Genomic DNA, 22,682 nt, shown 5'->3' on the forward strand with positions numbered 1-22,682 from the left:
GTCAGCACATCCAGTCCGGCTTGACGGGCAGGCCGTTGCGGTGGCGGTACTCGGCGATCGCCTTCAGGTTCTTCAGCTCGAGCAGATGCCCGGCGCCGAACATGTCCCAGAAGTCGCCCACCCAGACGGGACGCTTCTCGGGGGCGGTGTGCGGATAAGGATTTCGGTCGTAGAACGGGTGGTGGCAGTTGGTCCACAGCACGACCGACCCGGGCTTGTCCAACACCAGCCGGGCATCGACCACGCGCATCAGGTAGATCATCCACAGGTGCTCGCCCTGATCCCATGCGCAGTGGTAGTCGACGGTGCGGGCCGCGCCGTCGGTGACGGTACGCGTGTAGATCTCGGTGTGCTCACCGAGTCGGTCGTGGGCGACCCACAAGCCGGGCTCCTCGGTCTCGGCGAACCCACGCAGGCTGTAGGTCCACTCCTCCAGGCACCGGGTATCCGACATGTAATCGAACAGCTCATCGGGCGGACAGTCGACGTAATCATTGACCGTGCAGTACGTGCCGAACACGTCGTCGTGCGGATAGACCGAACGGATCATCTCCAGCAGGACAGGTGTCGCGATCTCCTTCGGCGATGTTTCGATGCGGGTCAGACCCTCGATGGGATCAGTGCTCCCGCGATGGGTGACGATATCGTCAAGCGCTGGCAGGGACATGGGCGTGGTCCTCCTCGGGGGCCGTGATGTGGTTGCCGGCCCCCGGGTCGAGAGCGGCCAGAAACGGTGCGAACGGTGGGATCTCGTCGGCCGAGCATTCGATGCTGACGACGGCGGGCCCCGAGTGCGACAGCGCTGAGGTCAGGACAGCGGGTAGCCGCCCCGGTTCGTCGACATCGGTCGCCGGCAGCCCGGGGAACATCGCGGCCAGACCGGCGGCGAGCCGGCTGGGACCGAATCTGTTGTAGCTGTGCGCGTTCGCGTAGAAGAGCTGTTCGCGCGTCACGCACATCGCGTGTGCATTGTTGTTCAGCAGCACATAGGTGATCGGCAGGCGGTGCTGAATTGCGGTGTGCAGTTCCAGTCCGTGCATGTAGAACGAGCCGTCCCCCGCGATCACCACGGTGCGTTTTCCGCGTGCGCAGGCGACACCGACGGCGGCGCCGAAGCTGTAGCCCATCCCACCCATGCCCAGCGCGACGACGAACCGTCCCCCCGGCCGATGCGGCAGGTGGTGGACGGCGGCCGCACCGGTGTTGCCCGCGTCCACCACGATGTCGGTGTCCTCGGGTAGCACTTCGTCCAGCGCGCGCATGATGTCGCGGTAACGGACCCCGGCATGCCCGCAGGCGGGCGGGGTGAGTTCGGTCCACCGCCCTGCCCGCACAGTACCCGGCCGTTCCGGGGATTCCAGAGCTGTTACCAAGGCCTGCAAGGATATTCGCAGATCGTCACTGTGCAGATGGGTGGCGGACACGTATGGTTCGGACGAGCCGATGGACACGACCTCGGTGTGTTCGAGCGCATCCTCGAGCCCCCCGCGCCCGGTCAACGGCATCCGGGTGCCCACCAGCAGGCACACGGCGCTGTCGCGAACGGCTGCGGCGGTGGCCGGATGGCCCATGGTCCCCGCCAGCGAGGCCGCGGGGATGGCGACGTCCTTCGCGTCGGGAACGCACGCGATATGGGCCTGCAGGGCAGTGCGCAACCGCTCGAGCTCGGCGCGGGCGTCGTCCCGGGCCACCTGCTCACCGGCCACGATCGTCACCGGTCCGGATGTCAGTGCGGCCACGATCGATGATCCTGGGGCGATTCTGGGCACTCGCCCGGTCGCACGGTCGGGCACCCGACGAACATCGCGGATCTCGATCACGGCCTGCTGAATGTCCTTGGGTAACAACAATACCGCCGGTCCGCCGCAACGAGCTGCCGCGATCGCCTCCGGCAGTGCGTCGAGGATCGCGGCCGGGGTGGTCACCCGCCGGCAGTACACCGACACGGCACCGAACAGGGCTACCGCGTCGAGTGCTCCGTTGCGACCGCTGGTGTCCTGGAAGCTGCCCAGACCATCGGTCGTCGTCGGTGCCTGACCCACCAGGGCCAGCACCGGCACCCGGCTCGCCAGTGATTCCCCAAGCCCTGGAACCAGATTCAGGCAGCCGCCGCCCGAGGTCGCGGCCACCACCCCGATCGTGGGTCCGCACCGGCCGTATGCGTCGGCCATCGTGGCGGCGGAGAACTCATGTTTGGCCAGCACGGTGGTGATCTCGGGCCGGAAGTGCGCGGCGTCGAACAGGTCTTCGATGTTCGCACCGTCCACACCGAAGATGTGCGTGACACCGCGCGCGCCGAGTTGCTCGACGATATGTTCGACCACCCGTGCGTGCTGCACTCCGACCACCACCTCTTCGTGTCTCGTACTGCGCGTCCATGGCCGTATCCCATGACGACGTCCGACCCGTTGGCGTGATGACCCCTGCATTGGAGACGTTGACGCAGCGGGATCGGTTCAAACCACCTCGAAGCCGCTGGCCAGCAACATGTTTGAACCGATCGATGCCGCCCCGCGTACCACGGGGGTGAGGATGCCGAACGGCACCGGTCTCTTCGACCACCTCGCGGGCTCGGTCCGCGCGGTGTCGGCCGGGGTGGATCCGGTCGGATTCTTCACCCGGCACGCCGATGACCCCCATCCGGTCCGGGTGACGTTTCCCGGGCTCGGGGCCGTCCTGTTCTTCGCGTCGGAGGCGGCCGCACGTGAACTGCTGAGCCTGCCGCCGGACGTCTGCATCGCGCCGATCCCGAATCCGATCGAACCGATCGTGGGGTCCGGCTCGTTGATACTGCAGTCCGGTCGCGCGCACCGGCACCAGCGCATGCGGCTGATGCCGGCGTTCCAGGCTGGGCGGGTGCGCGAATACGCCGAGGTGGTCCGCGCCGTGACCGCCGAGCAGATCGCATCGCTGCGATCCGGTGACCAGCTGTCGCTGCGGCGGCTCTCCACCGGGATCGCGCTGGACACCGCGATCCGGGTGCTGTTCGGAATCACCGACCCGGACCGTCGCGAGTCCTACGCCGCCATCATCGGCGCGCTGATGAATGCGAACACCGCGCCCCTGATGCTCGTTCCCGCACTGCGGCGCAGTATCGGCGGGTACGGTCCGTGGGCCCGGCTGATGACACTGCGCGACACCCTGGACGGGATGCTCGGCGAAGACCTCGGCACCGCCGAATCAGACATGCCCGATCAGCGCCGAACCCTGCTGGCCGCCGGGCACGAGACCACGGCCACGGCACTGACCTGGGCGCTGTACCGGATCCATCGGCACGGCGACGTCAGACGACGGCTGCTGGCCGAGCTGGACGCCGATCCGGCCCCGGCGGAGCTGACGGCACTTCCCTACCTGGGCGCCGTCATCAAGGAGGTGCTGCGGATGCACCCACCGGTCCCGGTAGTGCTGCGCAGGCTGACCTCGCCGACCCGGATCGGCCAGTGCTGGATGCAGTCCGGGCAGATTGTCGGGATCTCCTTGTACTCATTGCATTTCAACGCCGAGAACTGGCGGGATCCACACACCTTCGATCCGGGTCGGTTCCTGGACGCGCGGCCGTCTCCGTTCCGGTACGCCCCGTTCGGCGGTGGGCATCGGCGCTGCATCGGTGCCGCCCTGGCCACCACGGAACTTTCGGTGGCGATCGGCACCATCATGACCACCCTGGACCTCAGGGCGCCCACGGTCGCCGGCCGGTGCACCCCGCGCAGCACGGCACGCGGAATTGCCGTGACCCCGCTCCGCGAGATCCGCCTCGAGGTGGTGGGCCGGCGGGGTTAGCGCGCCCGCGGATGCGCACCGGCCCACACCTCGCGCAGCGCGGTCACCGTGACCAGTGTGTAGATCTGCGTCGTGGCGACCGACGCGTGGCCGAGCAACTCCTGGACGACACGGACGTCGGCGCCACCCTCGAGCAGGTGGGTGGCAAACGAGTGGCGCATCGTGTGCGGCGAGACCGTACTGGTGATGCCGGCGCGTTCGGCGGCGTCCTGCAGCACCTGCCAGGCGCTCTGCCGCGACAATCGGCCACCGCGTGCGTTGAGGAAGATCGCGGGTGTCCCCCGGCCGCGTTGTGCCAGGCCCGGACGGCCGCGGACGAAGTAGTTCTCCAGCGCCTGGACCGCCGGACGGCCGATCGGAACCAGTCGCTGCTTGCCGCCCTTGCCCCGCAGCAACACCGAGCGCGCCTCGGCGTCCACGTCGTCGACGTCCAGGCCGACGGCCTCGGAGATGCGGGCGCCGGTGGAGTACAGGACCTCCAGCAGCGCCCGGTTCCGCAACGCGAGGGGGCCGTCGGACGGATTGTCCCCACCGGCCGCCTCGAGCAGGGCCAACACCTCGTCGACCGTCAGGCTCTTGGGCAGCCGCCGGCCCGGCGTGGGGGGTTTTACCCCGCGGGCCACGTCGATCTCGGTGATGCCCTCCGCGGTGGCGAACTTGTGCAGTCCGCGCACGGCGACCAGCGCGCGTGCCGCCGACACCGCCGACAGCGGCACGGCCCCGGTCTCGGGATCGCCGCGGCGCAGCGCGACGACGAATTCGCTGACATCCGTCTCGGTGACCCCGGTCAGGTCGTCGATGCCCCGCAGGGTCAGATGCTCGTGGTAGCGGCGGAGGTCGCGGCGGTACGAGCTGAGCGTGTTGGCGGCGACGCCGCGCTCGATGGTGAGGTGATCCAGGTAGCCCTGCAACTGGCCATCCAGGGGCGCTCGGACGGCCGTGGCGCGCACCTCGGTCATCCGTTCTCCCGCTCGCCCGAGCGGCGGGCGAGGAACCGTGCCGGCCGGTCCACCCAGGGTGCGTCGACCGGGCGCGGCTGCGCGAGCCCGCGCCGGGCGCCGTCGGCGGCCAGGATGCCCGCCACCGCAAGGGAATTGACGATCTCGCCGCGATAGACCATCTGCATCGCCTCGGCCAGCGGCCGGCGTTGTACCTGCAGGTCGGCCTCCTCGTCATGTCCGGCCGGCCGCCCCACGTCGGTCAGACCGGTCGCGAGGTATACCCGCACGCTCTCGTCACAGAACCCCGCGGACGAGACGACGTCGACCAGGACGCTCCAGTGAGCGGCGGTCAGGCCGGCCTCCTCCTCGAGCTCGCGGGCCGCGGCCAGTGTCGGGTCCTCGCCGGGCATGTCGATCAGCCCCGCCGGCAGTTCCCACAGGCGCCGGCCGACCGGATGCCGGTACTGGTACACCAGCACCACATTGTCCTGGTCGTCCAGGGCCACCGTCGCCACCGCGCCGTAGTGCTCGACGACCTCACGCCGGCCGGTGCCCCCACCGGGCATGGCCACCTCGTCGATGCGCAGCGCCAGGATGTTGCCGACGTAGACGGTGTCGCTCGCGACGATGTCGAATTCGTGTTCAGCCACGGGCTACGGGTTCTTGGAGGGCGTGCTCCGACCCGTTGGAGCGCTGCAGGTTCTCCAGCGGCAGGCGTTCCTCGGCCTTGTAGGCGATGGCCGCTCCGATGAAGGCCGAGAACAGCGGATGCGGCCGCGTCGGCCGACTCTTGAGCTCGGGGTGCGCCTGCGTTCCGACCAGGTAGGGATGCACCTCGCGGGGATACTCGACGAACTCCACGAGGTGCCCGTCGGGCGAGGTGCCCGAGAACCGCAGTCCGCTCTCGGCGATCTTGTCCCGGTAGGTGTTGTTGACCTCGTAGCGGTGCCGGTGCCGCTCGGATACGTTCGTTTCGCCGTAGGCCTCGGCGACAATCGAATCTGCCTCCAGCACAGCGGGATACGCACCCAGCCGCATGGTCCCGCCCAGGTCGGCCTCGCCTGCGACGATATGTTCCTGATCGGCCATGGTCGCGATCACCGGGTCCGGGGTGTCCGGATCGAACTCCGCCGAACTGGCCTCCGTCAGACCCACCGAACGGGCCGCCTCGATCACGATGCACTGCAACCCGAGGCACAACCCCAGCACCGGGACGCCGCGTTGGCGGGCGTACCGGATGGCACCGATCTTGCCCTCGATCCCCCGGATGCCGAAACCGCCGGGGATGAGCACGCCGTCGACGTCCGACAGCGCCGCGGCCGCACCCGATTCGGACTCGCAGTCATCGGAGGCGACCCAGCGCATCTCGACCTTGGTGCGGTGCTTGAAGCCCCCGGCGCGCAGCGCCTCCGCAACGGAGAGGTATGCGTCGGAGAGGTCGATGTACTTGCCCACCAACGCGATTCGGACTGTCTCCTGCGAATCGTGCACCCGGGACAGCAGGTCGTCCCACTCCGTCCAGTCGACGTCGCGGAACGGCAGGTTGAGCCGGCGTACCACGTAGGCGTCGAGTTCCTCACGGTGCAGCACCTTGGGAATGTCGTAGATGGACGGCGCGTCCGGCGTGGAGATCACCCCGTCGACGTCGACGTCGCACATCAGCGCGATCTTGTTCTTCAGGGCCTCGGGCACATCCCGGTCGCAGCGCAGGATCAGCGCGTCGGGCGTGATGCCGATGCTGCGCAGCGCGGCCACCGAGTGCTGGGTCGGCTTGGTCTTCAGCTCGCCGGACGGCTTGAGGTAGGGCACCAGTGACACGTGCAGGAAGAAGCAGTTCTCCCGGCCCACCTCATGGCGGACCTGCCGGGCCGCCTCGAGGAATGGCAGCGACTCGATATCGCCCACCGTGCCACCGATCTCGGTGATCACGACGTCGGGCCGGTTGCCCTGCGCGTCGGGTTCGGCCATCGCCAGGATGCGCCGCTTGATCTCGTCGGTGATGTGCGGGATGACCTGGACCGTGTCGCCGAGGTATTCGCCGCGGCGCTCCTTGGCGATCACTGTCGAATACACCTGGCCGGTGGTGACATTCGCCGACCCGGACAGGTTGCGGTCCAGGAACCGTTCGTAGTGCCCCACATCGAGATCGGTTTCCGCACCGTCCTCGGTGACGAACACCTCGCCGTGTTGGAACGGGTTCATCGTTCCGGGGTCGACGTTGAGGTACGGGTCCAGCTTCTGCATGGTGACCTGCAGGCCCCGTGCGGTCAGGAGCTGCCCGAGGCTGCTGGCGGTCAGTCCCTTGCCCAGTGACGAGACGACGCCGCCGCTGACGAAGATGTGCTTGGTGGCGGACTGCGGGTGCTTGCGAAGCGGTGGCAAGAGCAACCTCCGGGGCGCTGCAATAGCGATGATGCAGGGCTGACGCGAACCAAACGCATCAGCTGGGCCTGCCGACCCACGGAAGTCCACCTTAACACCGAGCCCGACAGGTCGCTCCCGACGCGCCGTGGCGCGTGGGTTCCGTGCCGACTATTGCGCGAGCGTCACCGCGGTGGCGCCCTGACCGATGCCGTACTGACCGCTGTGCGCACCGCTGATCAGGCTCTGCAGCGCCAGCACGGCGGTGATCCGGCCGGATTCCGCACCGATGTCGTCCACGGTGCTCACCGCGGCGGCCAGACTCGGATCCGCCCGTAGCACGGCCAGCGCCGCGGTACCCGTCGCGGCGCCGTCGCGGCCGGCGAGCAGGGTGCCCGCGCCGCGCGGCGCCATCGCCGCGGCCAGGCGGGCCACACTGGCGCCCTGGTTGCCGGCGTCCTCACCGAGTGCACCCCCGGTGACGATCAGCGCCGCGTCCGCCGGGCCGAACTTCTCTGGGGTGTAGGTCAGGAAGCCGGTGTCGCGCAGCGCGGTCAGCACCGTCTCGCGTTGGGCGTCGTCGACCTTGGGGGCATCGGGGTTGCGATCGGACAGCAGCGCGATACCCAGCAGGTCGCCGGCCTGCGAACCCTGATCCACCAGCGTGGTGTTCAGCCGGGTACCGGCCGGCAGGATCGACGAGTTGACCACCGACCGAAGCTTCTCGGCCGAGTTGGCATCCACGAATTCCTGGGTCAGGGAGATGGTCCCGGTGGTTGCGGCACCCGACTGGCCGAGGACCCGCCCGATCGCCTCGAGGTCGTCGTCGTTCGCATCGGGGGTGCGGAGCAGGACCACGGATTTGCCGGCCAGTGCGTCGCGGACGATGCGCCCGGACATCTGCGTGTTGAAATCATCTGCCGCCGAAAGCTTTTCGTTCAGCATGTTCTTGTCGTCGGTGAGCTGCGCGATCTGGCCCTGCAGGTCCTTCTTCTGGTCACGCAGTCCGGACAACAGCGTGTCGGACAGGACGCCCGAGCCCAGGACGACGCCGACGGCGAGCGCCAGGAACACGGCCGCCAGTGAGATCGCATGCTGGCGAAGAGAAATCACGTTGGCTCCCTAACTCACCAGGTGCTGGACCCACAGCAGGAACCGGTTCCAGTACTGCACGATCCAGTCGACGACGACGGTGTCCGTGCTCGAGACCCACAGCGCGACCACCACCGCGATGAGCATCGCCAGCACCAGCATGGCGACCGCACCGGCCGAAACGCGATTGCGGTAGAGGGTGGCAACGGCTTTGGCATCGACGAGCTTCTCCCCCACCTTCAGGCGGGTCAGGAACGTCGACGGATTGCTCTGCTGGCGGGACCGGTCGAAGAACTCCTCGATGCTCGCGCTGTGCCCGGCCGTCACTATCAGGGAGGCGCCGTGGTGATCGGCCAGCAGCAGCGCCAGATCGGCGGCCGACCCGGCTGCCGGGAACGTCATCGCACCGATGCCGAGGTCCTGGATGCGCTCGAGCCCGGGTGCATGACCGTCCGCATCGGCGGGCAGGACCACCTGCGCACCGCTCTTGAGCGCCTCGGTGCTGATATTGCCCGGATCGCCGACGATGAGCTGCGCGCGGTAACCGGCCTTGTGCAGGACATCGGCGCCGGCGCCGACGCCGACCAGGACGGGCTGGTACTCCTTGATGAACGGCTTGAGGGCCTTCAGATCGGCCTCGGCGGACGTCCCTTCGGCCACCACGACGACGTGCCGCCGGTGCATGTCCACGTCGATGGCGGGAATGCCGACACCGTCGATCAGCAACGGGCTCTCACTGCGGATGAACTCGATCGTGTTGCCCGCGAACGCTTCCAGGTGTGCCACGAGGCCCGTCTTGGCCTCGTGCATGATCTCCATGATCTCCTGCTCGCTGCGCTCGGTGCCGGCCACCAGGCGGCGGTCACCGGCGTAGACGCCACCGTCGTGCAGACGGATCTTCGCGCCGTCCTTGATCTTCTTGAAGATCTCCGGGCCCGCGTCGTCGATCAGCACGATGCCGTTGCCGACCAGCACCTCCGGGCCCAGGTTGGGGTACCGGCCGGAGATGGATGTGGCGGCGTTGACCACCCCGGCGATGTTCGCCGAGACCAGCGCATCGGCCGTGGCTCGATCGAGGTCCAGGATGTCGATGACGACAATGTCGCCGGGTTCGATCCGGGGCAGGAGTTTGTCGATGTCTTTCTCGACCCGGGCGGTGCCGACGACCCCGGGACGCGTGCCACTGTTCCGGGTGAGAAGCGATGCCATGCGCATGGCGCCGATTCTGTCGGTGCATCGCCGATTGTCCGGGGAGGCGCGCCGTAACACTGGCCTCATTAGTCACATTGCGTCACATCTGCAACATGGCCGAGATGTGGCCGATCCGCGTCAATCGGTGTTGGTTCGCGCCGCTTCGAGCAGTTCCCGGGCGTGCGCCCGGGCCGTGTCGGACTCTCCGAGCCCGGCCAGCATGCGGGCCAACTCGGCCACCCGCTCGTCGTCGTCGAGGCGGCGCACCCCGCTGGCGCCGTCGCGCCCGAGCGCGTCGACCACCAGATGGATGTCCGCGTAGGCGGCCACCTGTGGCAGGTGCGTCACCACGATCACCTGGTGAGTGTGGGCCAGCCGGGCCAGGCGGCGGCCGATCTGCACCGCGGCACGCCCGCCCACCCCGGCGTCGACCTCGTCGAACACCATCGTGGTGCCGGCCGACGACCCCGCCAGCACCACCTCCAACGCCAGCATCACGCGCGAGAGCTCGCCGCCGGAGGCACTCTTGTGCAGCGGCAGGATGCTGCCACCGCGGTGCGCGGTGAAGCCGAACTCGACGAGATCGACGCCGTGCGGACCGGCCTGCACGGTCTGCCCGTCGGCGAGCACCAGTGCCGCCCGATCATCTGGTTGCGCCCCGACAGTGCCGACCGTGACGGTGAAGTCGGCCCCGGACATCGCCAGGCCGGCCAGCTCGGCGGTGACAGCCTTGCCCAGCGCACCGGCAGCCTTGGTGCGCGCCCGGGTGAGATCCGTGGCGGCCGCGGCCAGCTTGGTTCCCAGTTCGGTGACCAACCGCTGCAGGGCACCCAGCGCATCCTCGGACACGTCCAGTTGAGCGAGGCGTTCCCGGGACTGCGTGGCCCACGCCAGCACACCGTCGACGTCGGCCGCGTACTTCCTCGTCAGCGAGCGCAAGTCGGCCTGACGAGCCAGCTTGTTTTCGAGTGTCGATGCGTCGCTGGGCAATTCGGACAGGTAGGCGCCCACCTCGCGCGCCACATCGCCGACCACCGTGAGTGCCTCGCCGAGCTGTTCGCCCAGGCCCTGCAGGACCGCGTCATCGGTGCCCTGCAGCGACGCCGCGGCCCGGCCGATCGACCCGGTGGCACTGCTGGCGGCATCGAGCGGGTCGTCCGCGTCACCGGCGAGCGCGTGCCGGGCGGTGGCGGCCGCGTCGCGCAGCGCATCGAGCTCGGACATGCGCCGGATGTCGGCGACGAGCTGTTGGTCCTCCCCCGGCACCGGGTCCATCGCGTCGATCTCCTCGAGCGCGAACGTCAGACGGTCGGCCTCCTGGGCCAGCTCCCGCGAGCGCTCGGTCCGGTCGGCGAGATCGCGTCGGGCGCGGCGCCATTCGTCACGCAGCTTCTGGTACTTCTCCAGCCGGGCGGCGACCTCCGCGAACCGGTCCAGCGCAGCGCGCTGCTCGTCCGGGCGCATCAACCGCAACTGGTCGTTCTGACCGTGCAACGCCAACAGTTCGCCGGTGAAGTTGCTCAATGCCTTGGCCGGCACGCTGCGGCCACCCAGATACGCCCGCGACGGCCCGTCACGGCTCACCGACCGCGACGCGATCACGCTGCCGTCGTCGTCGCGGTCGGCCCCGCACGACTCGAGGATCTCCTCCACCGTGCGGGTGTCCTCGTTGGACAGCTCGGCCGTGCTGAACCGGCCCTCCACCACCGCCCGGTCCGAACCGCTGCGCACCCGATGAGCGTCGGCGCGCGCGCCGCCCAGCAGATGTAATCCGGTGACCACCATGGTCTTTCCCGCACCCGTCTCACCGGTGAGCACGGTCAGGCCACGGTCGAACTCGGCGCTGGCCGCCTTGATGGCGCCCAGCGATTCGATGCGGATCTCGGAGAGCATGCGCCTACTGCCCGCGCCAGCCGGTCACCGGGAGCCGGAACTTACGCACCAGCCGGTCGGTGAACGGTGCACTGTCCAGCCGGATCCATTTCACCGGTTTGGCGCTGCGGGTGACCTCGAGCCGGGCACCCGCCGGCAGCACCATGTCGCGACGGCCATCGCAGAACACCAGCGCGTCGTGCCCGGAAGCCTCGATCTCGACGGCCACGGTGGAATCGGGGCTGGTGACCATCGGCCGGGCGAACAGTGCGTGGGCGTTGTTGGGTACCACCAGGATCGCTTCGAGCGCCGGCCACACCACCGGGCCGCCGGCAGAGAATGCGTATGCCGTCGAGCCGGTCGGGGTGGACACCAGAATGCCGTCGCAGCCGAACGAGGACACCGGGCGACCGTCGATCTCGACAGTGACGCCGAGCACCCCCAGCCGGGGGCCCTTCTCCAGACTCGCCTCGTTGAGGGCCCAGCCGCGGTCCACCACCTCGCCGTCCACCCGGATCGCCACATCCAGGGTCATCCGGGTCTCGACGCGGTAGTTGCGGTTGATCACGTGGTCCAGAACGGTGTCGATGGCGTCCGCCTCGGCCTCGGCCAGGAAGCCGATGCGACCCAGATTCACCCCCAGCACCGGGATGTCGACGCCGCGAGCCAGCTCGGCGGCCCGCAGGAACGTCCCGTCACCGCCGAGCACCAGGACCAATTCGCAGTCCTGCGCGGCATTCTCGTCGGCGTCGACCACGTCGATCTCGACGCCCATGGCGCGCAGATCGTCCGGGGCCAGGTGCAGCGAACCTCGGTCCACCGCCTCCGCGGTCAACACTCGGAGCCCAATGCCGTTGTCGCTCAACACTTTTTCCACCCGACGGCCGACCTCGGTGGCCTCATCGCGGCCGGTGTGCACGACGAGCAACACGGTCCGCTCCCGACGCTCTCGAGTCACTGCGGCCCCTCTTCGACGGCCCGGCGCACCGCGTCGGCCAATTGTTCGTCACGTAGCGGCGCATCGCAGCGCGCCCGCAGCCATAGAAAATACTCGACGTTCCCCGACGGGCCCGGCAGCGGACTGGCGATCACGCCGACGGTCTCCCAATTCAATTCGCGGGCCCGGGCAGCCACCCCCAGCACCGCACCGGCGCGCAACTGCGGATCCGACACCACCCCGCCGGCGCCGACCAGCCCCTTGCCGACCTCGAACTGGGGTTTGACCATCGGCACGATGTCCGCGTCGGGCGACGCGCACGCCGTCAGCGCGGGCAGCACCGTGGCCAGGGAGATGAACGACAGGTCGGCGACCACCAGGTCCACCGGCCCCCCGATCGCATCCGGGGTGGTCAGATCGCGGATGTTGGTCCGTTCGATGACGACGACGCGGTCGTCCGAGCGCAGTGACCAGGCCAGCTGCCCATAGCCGACATCGACCGCCACCACCTCGCGGGCCCCGCGGTCCAGCAGCACCTCGGTGAACCCGCCGGTGGAGGCGCCGGCGTCCAGGCAACGCCGGCCGGTGACCGCGATGCCGAACCCGTCCAGAGCGCCGATGATCTTGTGCGCCCCCCGCGACACCCAGGTCCGGTCCCCGTCGTCCTCGACGGTCAGCGCCGAGGTGATCGACACCGCTGTGGCGGCCTTGGAGGCCGGCATTCCGTCGATCTGGACCCGGCCCTCGTCGATGAGTTGGGCGGCCTGTTGACGGGACCGGGCCAGTCCCCGGCGGACGAGTTCGGCGTCAACGCGTGCGCGCCGTACCACGGCACACCCCTCAGTCCTTCTCGACCGATTCCAGGGCTGCCACCAGCACGTCGTGAGCCTGCGCAAGGCGCTGTGCGGCATTGTCCATGGTGGCAATCGTGGCGTCGTCCTGCGACTCCGGAGTGAGTTCGGGCAGCTCGGCGAGCAGCGCGGCCACCTGCGCGCGGATCTGGTCGGGATCGGTAGTCATTGCGGTGTTCACGCTAGCGGATCGGTGCCCTACAGCAGCGCCCAGCGCTGCAGCGCCGCCCGCGCCGTGTCGTCTGCCGCGGCCAGCTGCGGCGCGGGCCGGCCCGCGTCCCACACGGCCGCCGCCACCGCCCGCACGACCGACAGGCCGTCCCCCTCGTCGGCGCAGCCGGTGCTGACGACGATTCGTTCGCCGTCGACGTCGGTGTGCCACGCGGGTTGCCCGACGACGGCCGCGGCGGCCGTCTCGGTGTGCAGCGTCCGCAGGTCGTGGCCGAGATAGGTGGGCCGCAGGCCGGGCGGTGCGAACACCGTGTCGCGCGCCGAATTGACGCCGCTGAGCACCATCAGGCTGGGTAGCGCGGCAGCCGCCGCACCGGCGATATCGGTGTCGAGCCGGTCCCCCACCACCAACGGTGCACGAAAGTTACCGCGGGACAACGCATCCGACATCAAAGTTGGTGCCGGCTTGCCGGCCACCTGAGGCTCTGCATCGGTGGCGGTGCGCAGTGCGGCGACCAGCGACCCGTTGCCCGGCAGCAACCCACGCTCCGACGGCAGCGTCTTGTCCACATTGGTGGCGACCCACAGTGCCCCGGCCCGGATCGCCAGAGCGGCCTCCGCCAGGTCCGACCACCCGATCGACGGTGAGTACCCCTGCACCACTGCCACCGGATCGTCGTCGAAGCCGCGTACCGGATGCAGCCCAACCGCGGCGATCTCGGCGGCCAGCGAGTCGGTGCCGACGACCAGGACCGCACTGCCGGCCGGCAGTTGTGCGGCGAGTAGATGCGCCGCGCTCTGCGCACTGGTCACCACGTCCTCGGGACCGGCCGAGAAGCCGAGTTCACAGAGGTGGGCGGCGACCTGCTGCGCACTGCGGGAGGCATTGTTTGTCACATAGAGTGCCCGAACCCCGGCCCCCGCGAGGGCGTCCACCGCACCCTCGGTCGGTTCGTGGCCGCGGAAGACCGTGCCATCCAGATCGAGCAACAGACAATCGAAGTCCTCGACGAAGGTGCTCATGTCAGGCCAGTTCGCCGATTCGCTCCTCGGCGTCGGTGGCGCCCTCGGTGTCGGCGCCGGCGGCCTCGAGGAACCACTGGAGCGCGTCCGCATCGCGGCCGAGCGCCAGCAGGGTCTCGGCGTACGCGTAGTACAGCCGCGCCGCCGTCTGGCCCGTGCGGCCGGGGTCCAACGGCGGCGACGACAGCACCGCAAGCGCCTGCTCGAGCTGACCCAGGTCGGCACGGGCTCCGGCCACCACGATGCGCAGTTCATCAGCGTCGTCGCCGGTCAGCGCATCAGCCTCGGGGCCGCGGGCCAGTTCGATCGCACGTTCCGGACGGCCCACCCCGCGTTCGCAGTCGGCGATCACCGGAAGCAGCACCGACTTGCTGCCCATCCGGCGAGCAGCGCGGAACTCGGTCAAGGCCTGCGCCCAGTCCCCGCAGTGATACGCGGCGATTCCCACGGCCTCCCGAACCGCCGCGATCCGGCCGGACCGGACGCGGGCTGCCTGCGCGTGCGCCAGTGCGGCCTCGGGGTCCTCGTCGAGCAGCCGTCCAGCGGCCACGAGGTGCCGGGCGATGTAGTCGGCGGTGCTCTTGTCGAGCGTGATCAGTTCACGCCGTACCTCCGGCGCGAGGTCCTTGGCCTCGATGTCCGGCGGGATCGACGGTCCGCGCGTGCCGACGGACTCATCGGAGTCGGCCTCATGCTGCGGTTGAGCTCGCCGGGCCCGATCCGGACCGGAGCGCATCGGCGTCTGGGTTCGCGGACCTCGACGTTGCTGTCCGCGCGGACCCGGATTGTCTCCGCCTCGCGGTTGACGCCGTTCGCCACCCTGCCTGTTGTCGGCCACGTGAACCTTTCGCTATTGAAGTCTCGATAAAGGATACGGCCCGCGACAGATCTGCCCTACCCAGCCATCGCGGTCCGGATTACGCTGCGGGGATGACCGCGGGGAGGCGGTCCTCATCGATCGGAGGGAAACATGAGAGCTATTTGCGGCGCGGTGCTGACTGCGCTCCTGACAGCGGCATCTATCGGCCTGGCCGGCCCGGCGTCGGCCGAACCATTGAGCGGCACCTACACGGCGCTGTTCTCCGGAAACAACGGTGCATCGCAGACAATGACGTGGACCTTCACGCCCTGCGGGCCCGACTGCACCACCATGGACAATGGCCGGGAATTGCATCTGCAGAACGGCATTTGGAGCGGCTCCAGTCCGGGCACCGATGGAATTGTGTGTTCGACGACGATCGACGCCGCCACGCTTTCCGGTACTCACGGATGCGGATTCATGACGTTCAATTTTCACATGACCCGGAATTAGCAATTCGTCGTAAATACAGAAACGCCCCCCAGGGTGTGGGGGGCGTTTCTGTTTTGTGTGTGTTCGGCGGTGTCCTACTTTTCCACCCGGGTTGGGTAGTATCATCGGCGCTGGCAGGCTTAGCTTCCGGGTTCGGGATGGGTCCGGGCGTTTCCCTGTCGCTATGTTCGCCGTAACTCTATTTTTTTGTGTGGGTGAATGGTTCCCTGTTGGTGTGGGGGGGGTTCACCGGGTTTGTTTTTGGTGGGGGGTGTGGTGTTGATGGGTTTGTGGTGTGGTTGCGTCGCGGTGGCGTCAATTTTTGTGTGTTCTTACAACGGTTTGTTGTTGGTTGTTGTAAGTTTTCGGCCGGTTAGTGCCAGTTCCCTGAACACCTTGCGGTGCGTGTAGGTCTGGTCTATCGATCCCGTGGTCTGCGGGGGGCCTTATCCCACTTGATGGGTGAGAAGCCTGGTCTTGGAAGAGGTTTCCCGCTTAGATGCTTTCAGCGGTTATCCTGTCCGAACGTGGCTATCCAGCGGTGCCCCTGGTGGGACAACTGGTGGACCAGAGGTTCGTCCGTCCCGGTCCTCTCGTACTAGGGACAGGTTTCCTCAAGCTTCTGACGCGCGCGGCGGATAGAGACCGAACTGTCTCACGACGTTCTAAACCCAGCTCGCGTGCCGCTTTAATGGGCGAACAGCCCAACCCTTGGGACCTGCTCCAGCCCCAGGATGCGACGAGCCGACATCGAGGTGCCAAACCATCCCGTCGATATGGACTCTTGGGGAAGATCAGCCTGTTATCCCCGGGGTACCTTTTATCCGTTGAGCGACACCCCTTCCACTCGGGGGTGCCGGATCACTAGTCCCGACTTTCGTCCCTGCTTGACGTGTCAGTCTCGCAGTCAAGCTCCCTTGTGCACTTGCACTCAACACCTGATTGCCGTCCAGGTTGAGGGAACCTTTGGGCGCCTCCGTTACATTTTGGGAGGCAACCGCCCCAGTTAAACTACCCACCAGGCACTGTCCCTGAACCGGGTTCACGGTTCGAGGTTAGAGGTTCAATACGATCAGAGTGGTATTTCAACAATGACTCCACCCACACTGGCGTGCGGGTTTCACAGTCTCCCACCTATCCTACACAAACCGAACCAAACACCAATACCAAGTTGTAGTGAAGGTCCCGGGGTCTTTTCGTCCTGCCGCGCGTAACGAGCATCTTTACTCGTAGTGCAATTTCGCCGAGTCTATGGTTGAGACAGTTGAGAAGTCGTTACGCCATTCGTGCAGGTCGGAACTTACCCGACAAGGAATTTCGCTACCTTAGGATGGTTATAGTTACCACCGCCGTTTACTGGGGCTTAAATTCTCCGCTTCACCCTTACGGGTTGACGGGTCCTCTTAACCTTCCAGCACCGGGCAGGCGTCAGTCCGTATACCTCGTCTTGCGACTTCGCACGGACCTGTGTTTTTAGTAAACAGTCGCTTCTCACTGGTTTGTGCCACCCCCCACCGCTGCCCACCGCAAGGGTGATGACAGTAGGAGGTCCCCCTTCTCCCGAAGTTACGGGGGTATTTTGCCGAGTTCCTTAACCATAGTTCACTCGTACGCCTTGGTATTCTCTACCTGACCACCTGTGTTGGTTTGGGGTACGGGCCGTGTGCGCACTCGCTAGAGGCTTTTCTCGGCAGCATAGGATCACCGAATTCGCCTCAATCGGCTATGCATCACCTCTCGGAATATGTGAACAGCGGATTTGCCTACTGTTCTTCCTACGGGCTTGCCCCAGTATTACCACTGACTGGTACGGCTACCTTCCTGCGTCACCCCATCGCTTGACTACTACCAGAGAAGGTCCCGCGCAGCCGGTCACCGTCTTACCCCGAAGGGATCGATCAGCAACCATTTGGGCGGTTAGTACCTCTGATTCATCAGGGACGCGCACACACGGGTACGGGAATATCAACCCGTTGTCCATCGACTACGCCTGTCGGCCTCGCCTTAGGTCCCGACTCACCCTGGGCGGACTGGCCTGCCCCAGGAACCCTTGGTCTTTCGGCGGGCAAGGTTCTCACTTGCCTTATCGCTACTCATGCCTGCATTCTCACTCCCACACCCTCCACCACTAGGTCACCCTGTGGCTTCACCGGATGCAGGACGCTCCCCTACCCAACCAACAAAATGTTGATTGCCGCGGCTTCGGCGGTGTGCTTGAGCCCCGCTACATTATCGGCGCACAATCACTTGACCAGTGAGCTATTACGCACTCTTTCAAGGGTGGCTGCTTCTAAGCCAACCTCCTGGTTGTCTTCGCGACTGCACATCCTTTTCCACTTAGCACACGCTTAGGGGCCTTAGCCGGCGATCTGGGCTGTTTCCCTCTCGACGCACGGAGCTTATCCCCCGCCGTCTCACTGCCACACTCTCACTTACTGGCATTCGGAGTTTGGCTGACGTCAGTAACCTAGTAGGGCCCATCGGCCATCCAGTAGCTCTACCTCCAGCAAGAAACATGTGACGCTGCACCTAAATGCATTTCGGGGAGAACCAGCTATCACGGAGTTTGATTGGCCTTTCACCCCTACCCACAACTCATCCCCTCAGTCTTCAACCTAAGTGGGTTCGGGCCTCCACACGGTCTTACCCGCGCTTCACCCTGGCCATGGGTAGATCACTCCGCTTCGGGTCCAGAACACACCACTACACCCCCTCACGGGGGATACGCCCTATTCAGACTCGCTTTCGCTACGGCTACCCCACCCGGGTTAACCTCGCGACATGTCCCTGACTCGCAGGCTCATTCTTCAAAAGGCACGCCATCACCCCACGAACAAGTCGAAGGCTCTGACGGATTGTAAGCGCACGGTTTCAGGTACTATTTCACTCCCCTCCCGGGGTACTTTTCACCATTCCCTCACGGTACTGATCCGCTATCGGTCACTGGGAAGTATTCAGGCTTACCGGGTGGTCCCGGCAGATTCACAGCAGATTCCACGGGCCCGCTGCTACTCGGGGAACATTCCACAACAGCCACAAAGTTTTCGGTTACCGGGCTCTCACCGTCTACGGCAGACCATCCCAGGCCACTTCACCTAACCCTGCGGTTTCTCACTGTCGCCCTGGCCGGCGGACCAGAGAAGAAACGCCCCACAACACCGCACACACAACCCCCGCCGGGTATCACATGCACACGGTTTAGCCATCCTCCGCTTTCGCTCGCCACTACTCACGGAATCACAATTGTTTTCTCTTCCTACGGGTACTGAGATGTTTCACTTCCCCGCGTTCCCCCCTGACACCTATGTATTCAGTGCCAGGTGACACGACATCACTCGTGCCGGGTTTCCCCATTCGGACATCCTCGGATCAACGCTCGGTTGACAGCTCCCCGAGGCATATCGCAGCCTCCCACGTCCTTCATCGGCTCCCAGTGCCAAGGCATCCACCATGCGCCCTTAAACACTTACAACACAAAAAACCAAAAATAGAGAATCACAAAAAATTACACCACAACAAACCACACACCACCCGAACCACCACCACCCCCGAAAGAGCGACGACAACCCGAGCAATCATGCGGTCTGATGCTCGCAACCACTATCCACAAATCAAACACCACACCCCACCACCAAGATGGAGCGACAACACGAACCCCCACACACCCACCCCCCAAAAAAAGGGGGGTGACCATCCAGGGGCCGGCACCCACCCCACAAGGCGGGCCCGCGGGCCTGTTGTCTCAGGACCCAACAGTGTGTCTGGTGACACCAGGTCTACCCACCCCAAAAGGAGCAGGCCCCGCCCTGGTCAACGTCTTGTTCATCGCGCACCAGAACCCGATCCACTACAGACCAGGCCCATCCAACGAATCCGTTCGAAAACCGGGAACCCCGCGCTCTGCGGGCCGGCCCGAACATCGTGGTGCTCCTTAGAAAGGAGGTGATCCAGCCGCACCTTCCGGTACGGCTACCTTGTTACGACTTCGTCCCAATCGCCGATCCCACCTTCGACGGCTCCCTCCACAAGGGTTAGGCCACCGGCTTCGGGTGTTACCGACTTTCATGACGTGACGGGCGGTGTGTACAAGGCCCGGGAACGTATTCACCGCAGCGTTGCTGATCTGCGATTACTAGCGACTCCGACTTCACGGGGTCGAGTTGCAGACCCCGATCCGAACTGAGACCGGCTTTAACAAGGATTCGCTCCACCTCACGGCATCGCAGCCCTTTGTACCGGCCATTGTAGCATGTGTGAAGCCCTGGACATAAGGGGCATGATGACTTGACGTCATCCCCACCTTCCTCCGAGTTGACCCCGGCAGTCTCCTACGAGTCCCCGGCATAACCCGCTGGCAACATAGGACAAGGGTTGCGCTCGTTGCGGGACTTAACCCAACATCTCACGACACGAGCTGACGACAGCCATGCACCACCTGCACACAGGCCACAAGGGAACCGACATCTCTGCCGGCGTCCTGTGCATGTCAAACCCAGGTAAGGTTCTTCGCGTTGCATCGAATTAATCCACATGCTCCGCCGCTTGTGCGGGCCCCCGTCAATTTCTTTGAGTTTTAGCCTTGCGGCCGTACTCCCCAGGCGGGGTACTTAATGCGTTAGCTACGGCACGGATCCCAAGGAAGGAAACCCACACCTAGTACCCACCGTTTACGGCGTGGACTACCAGGGTATCTAATCCTGTTCGCTCCCCACGCTTTCGCTCCTCAGCGTCAGTTACTGCCCAGAGACCCGCCTTCGCCACCGGTGTTCCTCCTGATATCTGCGCATTCCACCGCTACACCAGGAATTCCAGTCTCCCCTGCAGTACTCCAGTCTGCCCGTATCGCCCGCACGCCCACAATTAAGTTGTGGGATTTCACGAACAACGCGACAAACCACCTACGAGCTCTTTACGCCCAGTAATTCCGGACAACGCTCGCACCCTACGTATTACCGCGGCTGCTGGCACGTAGTTGGCCGGTGCTTCTTCTATAGGTACCGTCACTTGCGCTTCGTCCCTATTGAAAGAGGTTTACAACCCGAAGGCCGTCATCCCTCACGCGGCGTCGCTGCATCAGGCTTGCGCCCATTGTGCAATATTCCCCACTGCTGCCTCCCGTAGGAGTCTGGGCCGTATCTCAGTCCCAGTGTGGCCGGACACCCTCTCAGGCCGGCTACCCGTCGTCGCCTTGGTAGGCCATCACCCCACCAACAAGCTGATAGGCCGCGGGCCCATCCCACACCGCAAAAGCTTTCCACCCCAAACCATGCGATTCGGAGTCCTATCCGGTATTAGACCCAGTTTCCCAGGCTTATCCCGAAGTGCAGGGCAGATCACCCACGTGTTACTCACCCGTTCGCCACTCGTGTACCCCGAAGGGCCTTACCGTTCGACTTGCATGTGTTAAGCACGCCGCCAGCGTTCGTCCTGAGCCAGGATCAAACTCTCCAAACAAAAACCCCCACACCCAAAGGCGCAGGCAGAATCCGAATCAGAAAAATCTGACCTAACAAAAAGACACCAAAAACTGGCATCAAAAACAATCACGCCACACCCCAACACGGGGGTACCAGAGCATGGCAAAAAACAACAAACAAAAACCACCAAACACACTATTGAGTTCTCAAACAACAGACTTGCTGTTGATCCCCGGACCGCGCAGAAACCCCGCGACCGATTGGCCGCGAAGATCTAGAGCGGACTGTAGAACACCCTGATGCCTCAGGGTTATTCCTGGGGATGTCTCCGCGCTCCCCGGCCAGGCCGTGTCGCGTTGACTCGCAATAAGTTACGGCTCTGGAAACTCGGAGTCAAATCGGCTGGTAGACGGCATTTTTCGAACTTTCAAGATCAATCGGACGGCCTTCCGACCCGCTGCACCCCGGCCACATTCCGCTTGCCGCGGCGCAGCACCAGCCACCGGCCGAACAGGAAATCCGACGGCGCCGGGACCCATTCGTCGGTCGTCACCTTCACGTTGTTCACCGAAACCCCACCCTCGGCGATCGTGCGGCGCGCGGCTCCCTTGCTCGCCGCCAGCCCCGTCGCCACCAGCAGGTCCGCGATGGAGTCCGGACCCCCGGGCGGCAGCTCGGCCACCTCGTTGTTCGCGGCCTCGCGCAACGCGGCGGCCAGGGTGGGCTCGTCGAGGTCGGTCAGTTCACCGCGGCCGAACAGGGCCCGGCTGGCAAGCTCCACCGCGGACGTCGCCGCCGCCCCGTGGACCAGGCTCGTCAGCTCCTGGGCCAGCCGGCGCTGGGCGGCACGTTCGTGCGGCCGCTCCGCGGTGGCCCGTTCCAGCTCGGTGATCTCGTCCGCGTCGAGGAAGGTGAACCAGCGCAGATACGCGACGACGTCGGCGTCGGCCGTATTGACGAAGTACTGGTACCAGGAGTACGGCGACGTCATCTCGGGGTCGAGCCACAGGTTTCCACCACCGGTGGACTTGCCGAACTTCTTGCCCTCGGAGTCGGTCACCAGCGGCGTGGTCAGCGCATGGACGGAGGCCCCCGCCTTCTGGCGCACCAACCGCACGCCGGCGATGATGTTGCCCCACTGATCGGACCCGCCGACCTGCAGGCTGCAGCCGTACCGCTGGTGCAGTTCGACGTAGTCGTTGGCCTGCAACAGCATGTAGCTGAACTCGGTGTAGGAGATGCCGTCGCCGTCGAGGCGTCGGCGGACCGTGTCCCGGTCGAGCATGACGTTGACGGAGAAGTGCTTGCCGAGGTCACGCAGGAATTCGATGGCCGACAGCTGTGAGGTCCAGGAGAGGTTGTTCTCGACCACCGCGCCGGTCGGCGAATCGTCGAATTCCACGAAACGTTCCAGTTGGCCGCGGATGCGGCCCGCCCAGTCGGCCACCGTGTCGGTGGTGTTCAAGGTGCGCTCACCGGCCTCCCGCGGATCACCGATGAGGCCCGTCGCCCCGCCGGCCAGCACGATCGGCCGGTGTCCGGCCTGCTGGAAGCGCCGGAGTGTGAGCAACGGCACCAGATGTCCGGCGTGCAGGCTGGGTGCGGTCGGATCGAACCCCGAGTACACCGTGACCGGACCGGCCGCCAACTGTCCCGCGAGTGCTTCGCGGTCGGTCGACTGCGCGATGAGCCCGCGCCAGTCCAAGTCGTCGAGGATGGTCGTGCCCGTCAGATTGGCCATGTGCCGATCTTCCC

At 65.9% G+C, this 22,682-nt stretch carries 16 protein-coding genes and 3 rRNA genes; 2 read left to right on the forward strand and 17 right to left on the reverse strand.

Annotated features, from left to right (window positions below; all coding sequences use genetic code 11):
* Position 1 precedes the first annotated feature (1 nt).
* Together U0R18_RS03155 and U0R18_RS03160 are read right to left on the reverse strand one after the other, a co-directional pair.
* Entirely contained in the window at positions 2-667 is a 666-nt protein-coding gene (locus U0R18_RS03155) for an SRPBCC family protein (RefSeq protein WP_526365854.1), read from the reverse strand.
* Complete coding sequence (locus U0R18_RS03160; protein WP_526365856.1) at positions 648-2,429, reverse strand: thiamine pyrophosphate-binding protein; 1,782 nt, start codon at positions 2,427-2,429, stop codon at positions 648-650. Before U0R18_RS03160 ends, U0R18_RS03155 begins: the two co-directional genes overlap by 20 nt.
* A gap of 103 nt (positions 2,430-2,532) precedes the next feature.
* On the opposite strand from U0R18_RS03160, the gene U0R18_RS03165 reads away from it, so the two are divergent.
* Entirely contained in the window at positions 2,533-3,780 is a 1,248-nt protein-coding gene (locus U0R18_RS03165; RefSeq protein ID WP_526365858.1) for a cytochrome P450, read from the forward strand.
* Here U0R18_RS03165 and xerD read toward each other — a convergent pair.
* The 11 genes from xerD to U0R18_RS03220 all read right to left on the reverse strand — a co-directional run bounded on the left by xerD (position 3,777) and on the right by U0R18_RS03220 (position 15,057).
* Positions 3,777-4,739: a site-specific tyrosine recombinase XerD gene (gene xerD, locus U0R18_RS03170; RefSeq protein ID WP_526365860.1), complete on the reverse strand. Its 963-nt coding sequence runs from the start codon at positions 4,737-4,739 to the stop codon at positions 3,777-3,779. The genes U0R18_RS03165 and xerD overlap by 4 nt on opposite strands.
* The gene (locus tag U0R18_RS03175; RefSeq protein WP_526365862.1) at positions 4,736-5,371 is read right to left on the reverse strand and encodes an NUDIX domain-containing protein; all 636 of its coding nucleotides are present in this window, start codon (positions 5,369-5,371) and stop codon (positions 4,736-4,738) included. The genes xerD and U0R18_RS03175 overlap by 4 nt, the downstream gene beginning before the upstream one ends.
* A complete protein-coding gene (gene pyrG / locus U0R18_RS03180; protein ID WP_526365864.1) occupies positions 5,364-7,103 on the reverse strand; it encodes a CTP synthase in 1,740 nt (579 codons plus the stop codon). Before pyrG ends, U0R18_RS03175 begins: the two co-directional genes overlap by 8 nt.
* A 150-nt stretch (positions 7,104-7,253) precedes the next feature.
* Positions 7,254-8,195, reverse strand: coding sequence for a copper transporter (locus U0R18_RS03185; RefSeq protein WP_526365866.1), 942 nt, complete (start codon positions 8,193-8,195; stop codon positions 7,254-7,256).
* 9 nt (positions 8,196-8,204) lie between these two features.
* On the reverse strand, positions 8,205-9,389 hold the full coding sequence (gene steA, locus U0R18_RS03190; protein ID WP_526365868.1) for a putative cytokinetic ring protein SteA: 1,185 nt from the start codon (positions 9,387-9,389) through the stop codon (positions 8,205-8,207).
* Between the two features lie 114 nt (positions 9,390-9,503).
* Positions 9,504-11,258, reverse strand: coding sequence for a DNA repair protein RecN (gene recN, locus U0R18_RS03195; protein WP_526365871.1), 1,755 nt, complete (start codon positions 11,256-11,258; stop codon positions 9,504-9,506).
* 4 nt (positions 11,259-11,262) lie between these two features.
* Positions 11,263-12,195 (reverse strand): NAD kinase, encoded by a 933-nt coding sequence (locus U0R18_RS03200; RefSeq protein WP_526365873.1) that lies wholly within the window; start codon positions 12,193-12,195, stop codon positions 11,263-11,265.
* The gene (locus U0R18_RS03205) at positions 12,192-13,004 is read right to left on the reverse strand and encodes a TlyA family RNA methyltransferase (RefSeq protein ID WP_526365875.1); all 813 of its coding nucleotides are present in this window, start codon (positions 13,002-13,004) and stop codon (positions 12,192-12,194) included. Before U0R18_RS03205 ends, U0R18_RS03200 begins: the two co-directional genes overlap by 4 nt.
* Before the next feature lie 10 nt (positions 13,005-13,014).
* Positions 13,015-13,194: a hypothetical protein gene (locus U0R18_RS03210; protein ID WP_526365877.1), complete on the reverse strand. Its 180-nt coding sequence runs from the start codon at positions 13,192-13,194 to the stop codon at positions 13,015-13,017.
* 29 nt (positions 13,195-13,223) lie between these two features.
* On the reverse strand, positions 13,224-14,219 hold the full coding sequence (locus tag U0R18_RS03215) for an HAD-IIA family hydrolase (protein ID WP_526365879.1): 996 nt from the start codon (positions 14,217-14,219) through the stop codon (positions 13,224-13,226).
* Between the two features lies 1 nt (position 14,220).
* Positions 14,221-15,057: a tetratricopeptide repeat protein gene (locus U0R18_RS03220; protein ID WP_526365881.1), complete on the reverse strand. Its 837-nt coding sequence runs from the start codon at positions 15,055-15,057 to the stop codon at positions 14,221-14,223.
* 153 nt (positions 15,058-15,210) lie between these two features.
* Here U0R18_RS03220 and U0R18_RS03225 point away from each other — a divergent pair, with 153 nt between their 5' ends.
* On the forward strand, positions 15,211-15,531 hold the full coding sequence (locus U0R18_RS03225; protein WP_526365883.1) for a hypothetical protein: 321 nt from the start codon (positions 15,211-15,213) through the stop codon (positions 15,529-15,531).
* A gap of 61 nt (positions 15,532-15,592) precedes the next feature.
* Here the strand turns inward: U0R18_RS03225 and rrf are convergent.
* The 4 genes from rrf to tyrS form a co-directional block, all read right to left on the reverse strand.
* A 5S ribosomal RNA gene (gene rrf, locus U0R18_RS03230) occupies positions 15,593-15,706 on the reverse strand.
* Positions 15,707-15,863: 157 nt separating this feature from the next.
* Positions 15,864-18,982, reverse strand: a 23S ribosomal RNA gene (locus U0R18_RS03235).
* 463 nt (positions 18,983-19,445) lie between these two features.
* A 16S ribosomal RNA gene (locus U0R18_RS03240) occupies positions 19,446-20,964 on the reverse strand.
* Together the 16S, 23S and 5S rRNA genes form the textbook arrangement of a ribosomal RNA operon.
* Before the next feature lie 396 nt (positions 20,965-21,360).
* Positions 21,361-22,668 carry a tyrosine--tRNA ligase gene (tyrS, locus tag U0R18_RS03245; RefSeq protein ID WP_526365885.1) on the reverse strand — a complete coding sequence of 436 codons (1,308 nt, stop codon included), beginning with the start codon at positions 22,666-22,668 and terminating at the stop codon, positions 21,361-21,363.
* Between the last annotated feature and the right edge of the window lie 14 nt (positions 22,669-22,682).

This window comes from Mycobacterium sp. (assembly GCF_046330795.1).
Classification (GTDB): Bacteria; Actinomycetota; Actinomycetes; order Mycobacteriales; family Mycobacteriaceae; genus Mycobacterium.